Source organism: Moorena sp. SIO3H5 (assembly GCF_010692395.1).
Lineage (GTDB): Bacteria > Cyanobacteriota > Cyanobacteriia > Cyanobacteriales > Coleofasciculaceae > Moorena.
The window spans coordinates 1-9441 of record NZ_JAAHHS010000306.1; the positions used below are offsets into that span (position 1 = coordinate 1).

Here is a 9441-nt window from a genome sequence, read left to right on the forward strand (position 1 = left end):
TAATAGCAACCGCGCCTGATATTTCTGTAACTCTTGATAGAGTTTAATCATGGCAATTTTGATTATATCAGCGCTAGAGCCTTGGATGGGGGAATTAGCTGCTGCTCTTAATGACCCAGCATCATAAGGATTGATACTCTTAAGTTTATCGAGATCAATCTGATCGAGAGGCTTACCTTGCAGCCTTTTAAGACTGTTACCACCAAAGCTAAAGTAGCGACGGCGTCCGAGTATAGTTTCTACATAGCCTTGTGCGATCGCTTTTTTCTTAGTTTCCTCTAAATAAGCAAACACTAGAGGATAGCGCTGATTCAATCGATCAATAAATTCTTTTCCTTGAGCTGCCGATACCTTAGCTTCCCGAGCAAACCGTTGTGCTCCCATGCCGTAAATTACGCCAAAGTTAATTATCTTACCCAAGCGCCGCTCTTCACCAGTAATGTCTTCTTTATCAAATAACATTTGCGCTGTCAGGGTATGGACATCCGCTTGAGTTTGGTAAGCGTCCACTAGCACTGGCTCTTGACTCAAGTGAGCTAGGATTCGTAAGCAGTGAATGCGACTCGCTGGGAACTATTCAGAAGACTAAAACTAACTGGATTCCCTCGGGCGACATTGTTAAAGCTGACATCCCAAAAGGAAAATACGCTGGACAGTACACAGGGCGAATTGCTATTCGTTATCGTCCCAGTTTTATGTTGCTGTTACCCAGCCAGCGATTTGATGTACATCCCAAATATTTGCAAACAATCTTTAGAGCTGATGGCTATGAATACCAAGTTAATTAATGCGGATTCGCTATCGCTCAGTCTGTTTTGTCGGCGGGAGACCCCTTCCCACATTTAAGTTGGATGGAATTTGCTGGTATGTATGCCAATAATCCTCTGTTTGATGAGGTGCTAGCAGATATAGCAGCCTATCGTTACGAAATTGATGTAGACATGGAAGACTATTATCGCCAAGTTGATGCTAAGGAGATAGTAAAGTGATCTAAGCATACGGCCGTTTGCATAACTATCAGGTACACAGGATTGTTTTCCCTGCTCCCTGCTCCCTGCTCCCTAAAACCAGAAACTCTGTACCTTACCAAATTGAAAACCGCTATACATCCCCAGAGCAAGAGCTACCAATATGTACAGACTGTACTAGGGTCTGGTGTCACCGACTTCATCGTTTTGCCCTGACCGTAGTCAAAGGTTTTATCACAAAAGCCACTTTCACTCTCGAAGGCACAATTCAAAACGGTTTTATAATTTTTGCGATGATGATTGTCGATAATCTCAAATTTACCCATTAAGTTGTCTCGATAAAATGAAACTAGATAAGCATAGGGCAAATGCTGGTATCTTTCAGGTTTATATGGGACACAAGGAACTTTATCATAAACATTTTGGATACGAATAGTTCGTGTCTCAGGGTTTTGTTGAGGTGCCTGTTGTTGATAAAATTCTACAAATGCTTGGTTGCCTACACGAGGGGAAGCATAGTTGTAGCTTACAGACTTGATATTTGGTCTAGACAACGCCATATCAAGTGTGAATAAAGTGCTCAGTGTAGCTCCTAAACTATGGCCAGTAATATACAGAGTATCGATCGGTTTTTCAGATGCTTGATATTGATCAACTAGGGCAAACACCTGATTCTGCATCGAGGGTGTGTTCCCATCACTATTGGAATAGATATGGTAGAAACCTGATTCAACCCTGAGCTCAGATGGCATTACAACATCTTCTTTATAAGGTACAAATGTTGTATGATTAACACCAAAATTATCTATTATATCCTCTGTCGAAGAAGTACCTCTAAAGGCAAATGTATAAGTGTAAGGAGACTGCTGATATCGAAACACTAGACCATAACACTCAACAGTTTTGTATTTATTAAAAATCGCATCAACACCAGTCCAGTAGTCTACAAAATCATAACCATCCGGTGGAGACACCTCAATACACTCACCAGGGTTTTGCTTATCAAAAGCATCATAAGTTAGACCGCTTGCTTGCGCTAAAACGATCGCCCTGGTGGAATCAAGGTCAGCAGTTGTGAGGTAAGTAATTGTGTTATCCATCACGCATGCTTTCATTAGGATTGCTATATATAGCAATCCTATCTGATTTGTGAAAGAAATGGTCTGCTTTAGCAAAGGTAACAGGGAACAGGGAACAGGGAAAAAACATTCTATCAATTCCTACACGAATTGCTATTTAAAGTAGGAAGTAGAAGGGAAGGGAGAAGGCACCAATTTTTTACAATTCCAGGAATTTTACAAATAAATAATTTAGGATTGCTATATAGGCTCCCTCCCCACTAGCAAGGATCAAGCCAATGCCCTTACTGTCGAGTCTTTTAAACTCTTGTCATGTAACTATTTTTTGCACAAAAGTCCATACAATTAATTGCTGCCTCAGAATTAGCAACCGAGGGATGCACCGTACATTTAAGACGATAATCACCAGTAAAAAACTGACAGTTAGAACAGGGAATTTGATGCAGTCGTTTGGCAACAGCAAAACTTTCTCGGACTGCTGACAAAACGCTCCAAACTAGAATCATCGTTATCCCCCAAGCCAAACAAAAGCAAATCAGGTCTAGATAAGGCTGGAGGGCATAGATCAGTACGTAAAGGAGTTGAAACACAATTTAATCTTTGCTCCTAATAACTAAAAGGGAATATCATCTAAATCGTGTTGATGACTAGGGCTATCAGAGGTTGGGTTTTGAGGAGATGAAGACCCAAAAGAAGACTCAAAACTTTGCTCAGTATTTTGTTCAGTGCTGGTATAAGCAAAATCTTGTTCGGTATTGCTAGGATAAGAAACTGATGACGACATCCGATGTTGATCCATCGATACAACCTTATCATAGGTTTGGGGAGAGGATGGTTCTGGGGTACGCTGGAAAGTTCTATCCGAGGCCATGACCTGTGGCTCGAAGTGATCATCTGTTGCCAATTTGTGAATCCGGGAAACAGTCAATTCTGCCCGTTTTTCCTTGAATCCTTCTGGTCGCTCAATCAGATTCATCCTTAAGCTACCTTCAATCACCACGCGATCGCCTGTGGAATAGTTTGTTTTAATTTCATTAGCCAAATATTCCCCCCAACCTACCACTTTTAAGGTGGATGGGGCGTCCTCAGCCTTGACACCGGAGAATTGTACTAGCATCTGAGTCAGGGGTGTCTGATTATCTGAAGTGTAACGGAGTTCTGGATCCTGAATAATTTGTGCCATTAAAATGCAGCTGTTCATCTCCTATCTCCCTTGTTCTTTGAATGTTGACTCTTCATTATAGAACAAGCGTACCAATAGTTTTGGTGTAAGCTATCAGCTTAAGCTGATAGCTTACCTGTTAATAGCCGATCAATCGGATTTATGACACGGATTTATGACACGGCTGAAGGTTGCGCTTCTACACCTTGTTCTTTTTCAACGAATTCCTGAACATGGTTGCGATAATGCTTGAGGTTTTCCTCGACCCAATCGCGGTCATCGCTGTTGGCAAAAATATGGACTAAGGGTTCGCCAGCATCGGGTAAAATCAACACCCAGTTATCATTTTGCGGGTTGATAATTTTAACGCCATCAACAAGTTCGAGCTGCTCACTGGGATGGGTTTCCACCAGATGACGCATCAAGCTACCCTTAACTGTCCAAGGACAGCGCAGAGTAACGGTTTTGTACCATACGCGGGGGAGTTCGGCACGAATATCAGCAAGCGATCGCTCTTGGACTGTCAGCATCTCGATCAACTTGGCGATTCCAAACATGGCATCAAAGCCTGGATGTAGTTGGGGGAAAATAAAGCCCATGTCCCAACTTCCTCCCAAGACCACATTGGGGTTGCTTTGAGAAGCTTCCATCAGTGCTGTGGGGTTAGATTTTGTGCGGATCACCTTGCCATCATGGCGTCGGGCAATTTGTTCCACCGCACTTGATGTCTGGACTGGAACCACCACAGTTCCCCTGGGATTGGAGGTTAACATAATATTGACCATCAGTGCAGTCAATATCTCACCTCGAATCGAGATTCCGGATTCATCCACCAAAATCAGCTGTTCCCCATTAGCAGAGACCTGCACGCCAAAATTAGCTTTTAGAGCCTCGACCACCTGACCCAGCTGATTAAGCAAACTCTCTCGTTCTTCTGTGGAGATAGCTGTTTGTTTCAAACTGGCATTGAGGACTACTGCATCAGCCCCAAATTTCGCTAACAGTTGGGGTAACACCGCACCAGAAACGGCATAAGCATAGTCAATAACTACCTTAGCACTACTGTTGCGAATTGCCTCTACATTGAGATGCTTCTCAAAAGCAGTACCGTAGATATCGATTAACTGGATCGGGTAGTTAACATTACCGATATCATTGATCTGGACTCGTCTTAGGTCTTCTTTAAAGTAAGCCCCCTCAATTTTTTTCTCTTTACCCTTGCTGACATTAATTCCCTTGGCATCAATAACTTCGATCAGGATATGATCTGGTCGGTCAGGATGCACGCGCACATGGATACCTCCCTCAACCCCTAGGGTTGGTACGACGGTGCGAGCTACAGGAATTGCGGTTGCATCTAGGTTCTGGACATCAATACCTACAGACATCAATCCCCCAATCAAAGACCGGGTCACCATGCGACAGATACTACGCTGGTCACGGGAGAGTGATACTTGGGAGCCTAGTTTTAAGGTAGACCCATAAGCGGCTCCCAACTTAACGGCAAATTCGGGAGTAATATCGATGTTGGCTAAGCCTTGGACACCCCGCTGACCAAAAAGATTCCGTTGGGCAGTGTTGCCCCAAATTAAATTGATATTCAATGTTGCACCTGATTCTATAGTTTTATTTGGCCAAACCCTTACAGTGGGGCTAATTTGAGCTTCTTCTCCGACTTTAGACAGGGAACCGACAACAGCACTTTCCAAAACCTGAGCACGACGATCTACCCGGGTTCCCCTGGAAATGGTGCAGGCACTCAGATTAACCTCTTCACCAATCAACGCTCCATTCCAAATAATCGGTCGTTTCAGGTGAGCGTGGGCAGAGACGGTAACATTATCCCCAATTACTGTGCCTGCTTCGATGTGGGCGTTTGGCCCAATCCGGCAGTTGCTACCAATTAGTACTGGGGTTTCAATCTTGGCAGTAGGGTCGATATAGGTATTTTGTCCCACCCACATTCCTGAGGATTGTTCTGGGTAAGCAAAGTCTAGTGTGACCTTATTCATTAAGCCGTCATACTGGGCTTCTCGGTAAGCCTCCAGGTGACCGACATCACACCAATATCCCTCAGCTACATAGCCATACATTGGCTCATCTTTCTCAAGCAGTTTGGGAAACAGGTCTTTAGAAAAGTCACATTCCTCATTGGATGGCAGGTACTCTAGAACCGATGGTTCGAGAATGTAAGTGCCAGTGTTAACGGTATCGGAAAAAATTTCTGAGGTTGAAGGTTTTTCCAAAAATCGGCGGATGCGCATTTCCTTATCGGTGATCACCACCCCGAACTCAACGGGATTGGGAACGCGAGTTAGGATTAATGTCGCCTTTGATTTCTTAGCTTTATGAAATTCAATCGCAGCAGTCAAATCAAAGTCAGTGATGCTATCGCCACTAATGACTAAAAAGGTTTCATTCAGTAATTCGGAAATATTTTTAACACAACCTGCAGTCCCCAGAGGCTGTTCTTCTTCTACCGCATAGGTCATCTTTACCCCAAAGTCACTGCCGTCTTGGAAGTAGTCCCGCATGACATCTGGGAGATAGTACAGAGTGGCAATGACCTCATTGATATTGTGCCGTTTGAGTAGATTAACGATATGTTCAGCAATGGGTCGATTCAGGATTGGCACCATGGGCTTGGGCAGATCACAGGTCAACGGTCTCAGCCGTGTTCCTGAACCACCAGCCATCAGCACTGCTCGCATAATTCCTCCTCTTTTAACCCGTTAAGGGGTTTGATCATCTTGTCTACGTTCATTTGTCTTGTTATGGGCTTTTTTTAGTGAAGTACTAACCTCCACAAACAGTGACTTGATCTCAAAACCGTGATTTTGGCATGCTAGCGTCGATAGTGAGTCATCAAAGAGTGCTTTCGACAAAGACTGGCGGAACTATAACTAACGACATTGGTGTCGCCAAGTTTTCTCCGAGCTCAGAAGAAAGATCGCGCGTTAACCCGCTGCTTCTTCATTCAGGTAATGATCACTACTGAGTTTGGCTAGTCTTTAACTCCTAAGGGTCACACCACAAATGAAGACTAGATAAACTGGATATGGATCAATGCTACTTTGAGCTGTAATCCGAATCAATTCGTAGGTGCGCTAACCAGCGCGCACCGGTTGATTAACCTACACACTTATGGTATAGAGGTCATGGTCTAACACTGGCTTGATCAGGTAAAATTATCATTAATATGAAAATTATCTTATAAAAAGCACCGGAGGTGAAAAACCATGTAACAATAACCAAATGTCTTCTACCCAGATTGATCGAGGGTAGTTAAAACCACACCTTGGGCTCGCTTCTCCTCCCTGTCAGGCGAGACGCCTATCTTACTTGAGACGGGGTTTCCAAATATCGCAAGATTTTTGATGAATGGCTAACTTAATTGTCTTCGGGTTACTGGTAGTCTATGGCTATGGCGTGTGGAAATTCTGGAGGGGGTTTGAGCGCACTGACTTCAGCCGCAGCTTAACCAATCGGATAGCATTGTCACTGTTGTGGCCAGCTTTAATCGTTGCTAATAAGTCCTATCGCAAAAACTTTACTAAAGCCCTTAAGGGCAGATAGGAGTAGAAGTTTAGTGGTTAAATGTTATACAAGACTAGACAAACCTCCACGAAAGTGTCTAGTTAGGCATTACGGAATTCCCAAGGCTTTCAGCCCCGCGTTTTTAAACCGGGTCAGAAGTTACCGCAAGAATAGTGCAGCCTTTATAGTTGGTAGGCTATGCATTAAAGGTGACAGGTTTTGTTGTAAGGCTGCACTATTCTAAGGTTTCGTCTCCGGGATGAAAGCCAGCTAGCGACTAAAGTCGCCTAGATACAACTTCGCTAAAAAGGTTGACACTTACCTAGTGCTAGAGTATTATATAGATATGGGTACAGGCTGAAAAACCGAGGCACAACCGGGAGAGAGACCCGCAATTGTTTGACCTTAAAGAAGTAATGCCCGGAGGGTAGGGAAAATCCTCCTTAAAAACCCAATCATCAACCAACAATTGGTGTGTGAACCCAGCAAGACACAACTTGAGAGAAAAATGGTACGGCGGGGCACGCTGAAACCAAGTGAAACGGGAAAGTAACGGACTATGCACATGCACTTTCCAATAAGTAACTAAACGCCTAAGGAGACTAGCCCGCTGGGTCTTTCGTGAACTAAACTAGATTCTTGGTCTTGACGGGATAATGGTTTAGATATTGCCATTTGGACACGGAGGTTTAAGGCCGGTCGTAGATCTAGGAATCCCCGTCTTTTTAAAGCGGGGAGTGTCAAAGTGCTAGATAGCAGTGGCCGTATTTGGCTGATTGGTGGAACAACGGAAAGTGTGACTCTGGCAAATGCGATCGCATCCAGGGGTATGCCCTGTACAGTAACCGTTACCACAACAGCGGCTAAATCTCTCTATCCCGAAACCCCAAATTTAAGGGTTCGAGTCGGACGTTTAGATACAAATGAGCTAGAGCAGTTTTTGGAGAAGCATGGTATTGTAGCGATCCTAGATGCCTCTCACCCCTATGCGGTGGAAATTTCCCAAATAGCGATTTCAGCTGCTTGTGCTCGGCATATACCTTACCTACGTTTTGAACGGCAACAGCTAAATTCTCAGGTAAGTTCTGAACTAGACAATTCACCAATCATTTATCTCAATAGTTTCCAAGACCTGATTGCTGGTAAGTATCTCCATCAGCAGCGGGTATTACTGACCATCGGTTACAAACATTTACCCTTATTCCGTGGCTGGCAAGACCAGTCAACCCTATACGCCAGGATTCTGCCGAGTGTTACTGCCATCGATTTAGCGATCGCTTCTGGATTTAGCCCAAATCGAATTATTGCCCTGCGTCCTCCGGTACCAGCTGATTTGGAAAAGGCACTCTGGCATCATTGGGACATCTCTATGGTTGTCACCAAGGCATCTGGGATTGCTGGGGGAGAAGATATCAAACGAGCGGTAGCTACTGAGTTAGGCATCTCCCTAGTTATCATTACTCGCCCAGTTGTTGATTATCCCGAGCAAACTAGCCATGTATCTGTGGCATTAGAGTTTTGCGATCGTTATCTTTGAACTCTCGCCCCTTAAATAAAAGGTAAGCATATGCGCGTAGCGCACGCGTGCGCGTTCAGCCGTCAGCTGTCAGCCGTCAGTTGTCAGCCGTCAGCTTTTAGCTCACGCCAGGCTAACAGCTTAAAATCAACCTATGCAGGCCTATGGCCACGCTACGCGAACGGTAGAATTCAATAGTTCGAGATTAATCAGAATTGAAAGTCTGGGGATTTTCCCTTGGCCAAAGGCCAAGGCTGATAGCTGATAGCTGATAGCTGATAGCTGATAGCTGATAGCTGATAGCTGATAGCTGATAGCTGATAGCTGATAGCTGATAGCTGACAATCAAAGCTTAAACCAAAGCTGGTTCGAGTAACTTGATATTAGAAAAGTTGAATTCAGTAGCTGTCCGCCCTTTTTCCTCAATGGCATAAACCACTTGACGAGTCATAATATAATAATCACCAACTTTATCAAAGCTGTCTTCAAACTCTCGTTTAGCCATCAAATCACCAGTTTTGGCATTGCGAAAAATGGCATTGTAGCCTGAGGAAATATACCCTTCTCCTGTATCTAGGCTATCGTTGGTATTAATTGTAAAAGCCATCGGACCCATAACCCGACTGACATGACAAATTTCCTGCCCTCGGACTTTATAGTTAGAGCCCATAGCATCACCCTTGACAAAAATTTCCACTGCACCAGTAGAATCGTTTTCACCAAAGCTAAATTGGTTTTTACCATGGGCTTTTTCAAAGGATGACCGCTTACGGTGGGTCACAATATCCCGCATCTGGTTATAGACACTTTCTTTGACCTTTTCATCATCAAACCCACTGACGTCAACACTGTGATCACCATTAATGCGAACTTGACCAGTGTATACTTCATCACCTTGCTTAATTTCCAAGTCAGCTTTGTAACCAGGAAAATCGTCGTCCCAGGTGTAGCGGTTGTCGTAAGCCGCCTGGAATACTTCACGAGCTGTTGCGTTTTCGATCATAGTCTTGCTAAGTCAACCGATAGTTTATCCAAAGACTACTCATTCACTAATCTCTGACGCTGGTTATTATAGCATTACTACTTTACATATAATCTTTAAATTGGGTGAAATACTTTAAGCTAACTTTAAGCTATAGCAATTATACGACTTGTGAGGTACAAATTTATGGTTTTTAG

Annotated in this window: 8 protein-coding genes and 3 pseudogenes; 5 read left to right on the forward strand and 6 right to left on the reverse strand. The window is 43.9% G+C overall.

The features are described 5' to 3' along the window. Positions 1-564 (reverse strand): annotated as a pseudogene (locus F6K52_RS26150) (DNA polymerase); the annotation flags it as partial. A 44-nt stretch (positions 565-608) separates the two neighbouring features. On the opposite strand from F6K52_RS26150, the pseudogene F6K52_RS26155 reads away from it, so the two are divergent. Continuing rightward, positions 609-788, forward strand: a pseudogene (locus F6K52_RS26155) (HNH endonuclease); the annotation flags it as partial. Between the two features lie 63 nt (positions 789-851). After that, entirely contained in the window at positions 852-989 is a 138-nt protein-coding gene (locus tag F6K52_RS26160; RefSeq protein WP_293085134.1) for a hypothetical protein, read from the forward strand. A 134-nt stretch (positions 990-1123) separates the two neighbouring features. On the opposite strand, the gene F6K52_RS26165 is transcribed toward F6K52_RS26160, so the two are convergent. From F6K52_RS26165 to F6K52_RS26180, 4 genes are all read right to left on the reverse strand, one after another. Then, on the reverse strand, positions 1124-2068 hold the full coding sequence (locus F6K52_RS26165; protein WP_293085137.1) for a lipase family protein: 945 nt from the start codon (positions 2066-2068) through the stop codon (positions 1124-1126). Between the two features lie 278 nt (positions 2069-2346). After that, entirely contained in the window at positions 2347-2637 is a 291-nt protein-coding gene (locus F6K52_RS26170; RefSeq protein WP_293085140.1) for a hypothetical protein, read from the reverse strand. Positions 2638-2660: 23 nt separating this feature from the next. Next, positions 2661-3248, reverse strand: coding sequence for a single-stranded DNA-binding protein (locus tag F6K52_RS26175; protein WP_293085143.1), 588 nt, complete (start codon positions 3246-3248; stop codon positions 2661-2663). 134 nt (positions 3249-3382) lie between these two features. Continuing rightward, on the reverse strand, positions 3383-5920 hold the full coding sequence (locus F6K52_RS26180; protein WP_293085146.1) for a mannose-1-phosphate guanyltransferase: 2538 nt from the start codon (positions 5918-5920) through the stop codon (positions 3383-3385). Between the two features lie 670 nt (positions 5921-6590). Here F6K52_RS26180 and F6K52_RS26185 point away from each other — a divergent pair. The 3 genes and pseudogenes from F6K52_RS26185 to F6K52_RS26195 all read left to right on the forward strand — a co-directional run bounded on the left by F6K52_RS26185 (position 6591) and on the right by F6K52_RS26195 (position 8283). Then, the gene (locus F6K52_RS26185) at positions 6591-6785 is read left to right on the forward strand and encodes a hypothetical protein (protein WP_008178699.1); all 195 of its coding nucleotides are present in this window, start codon (positions 6591-6593) and stop codon (positions 6783-6785) included. A gap of 112 nt (positions 6786-6897) precedes the next feature. Next, positions 6898-6990 (forward strand): annotated as a pseudogene (locus F6K52_RS26190) (RNA-guided endonuclease TnpB family protein); the annotation flags it as partial. Positions 6991-7491: 501 nt separating this feature from the next. After that, a complete protein-coding gene (locus F6K52_RS26195) occupies positions 7492-8283 on the forward strand; it encodes a cobalt-precorrin-6A reductase (RefSeq protein ID WP_293085149.1) in 792 nt (263 codons plus the stop codon). 331 nt (positions 8284-8614) lie between these two features. Here the strand turns inward: F6K52_RS26195 and F6K52_RS26200 are convergent, their stop codons facing one another. Then, complete coding sequence (locus tag F6K52_RS26200; RefSeq protein WP_293085152.1) at positions 8615-9265, reverse strand: DUF3386 domain-containing protein; 651 nt, start codon at positions 9263-9265, stop codon at positions 8615-8617. Between the last annotated feature and the right edge of the window lie 176 nt (positions 9266-9441).

Excerpts from the sequence above, each read along its gene's own strand:
- F6K52_RS26165 (WP_293085137.1), bottom strand. The coding sequence starts at position 2,068 with ATGGATAACACAATTACTTACCTCACAACTGCTGACCTTGATTCCACC.
- F6K52_RS26175 (WP_293085143.1), bottom strand. The coding sequence starts at position 3,248 with ATGAACAGCTGCATTTTAATGGCACAAATTATTCAGGATCCAGAACTC.
- F6K52_RS26200 (WP_293085152.1), bottom strand. The coding sequence starts at position 9,265 with ATGATCGAAAACGCAACAGCTCGTGAAGTATTCCAGGCGGCTTACGAC.
- F6K52_RS26160 (WP_293085134.1), top strand. The coding sequence starts at position 852 with ATGGAATTTGCTGGTATGTATGCCAATAATCCTCTGTTTGATGAGGTG.
- F6K52_RS26185 (WP_008178699.1), top strand. The coding sequence starts at position 6,591 with ATGGCTAACTTAATTGTCTTCGGGTTACTGGTAGTCTATGGCTATGGC.
- F6K52_RS26180 (WP_293085146.1), bottom strand. The coding sequence starts at position 5,920 with ATGCGAGCAGTGCTGATGGCTGGTGGTTCAGGAACACGGCTGAGACCG.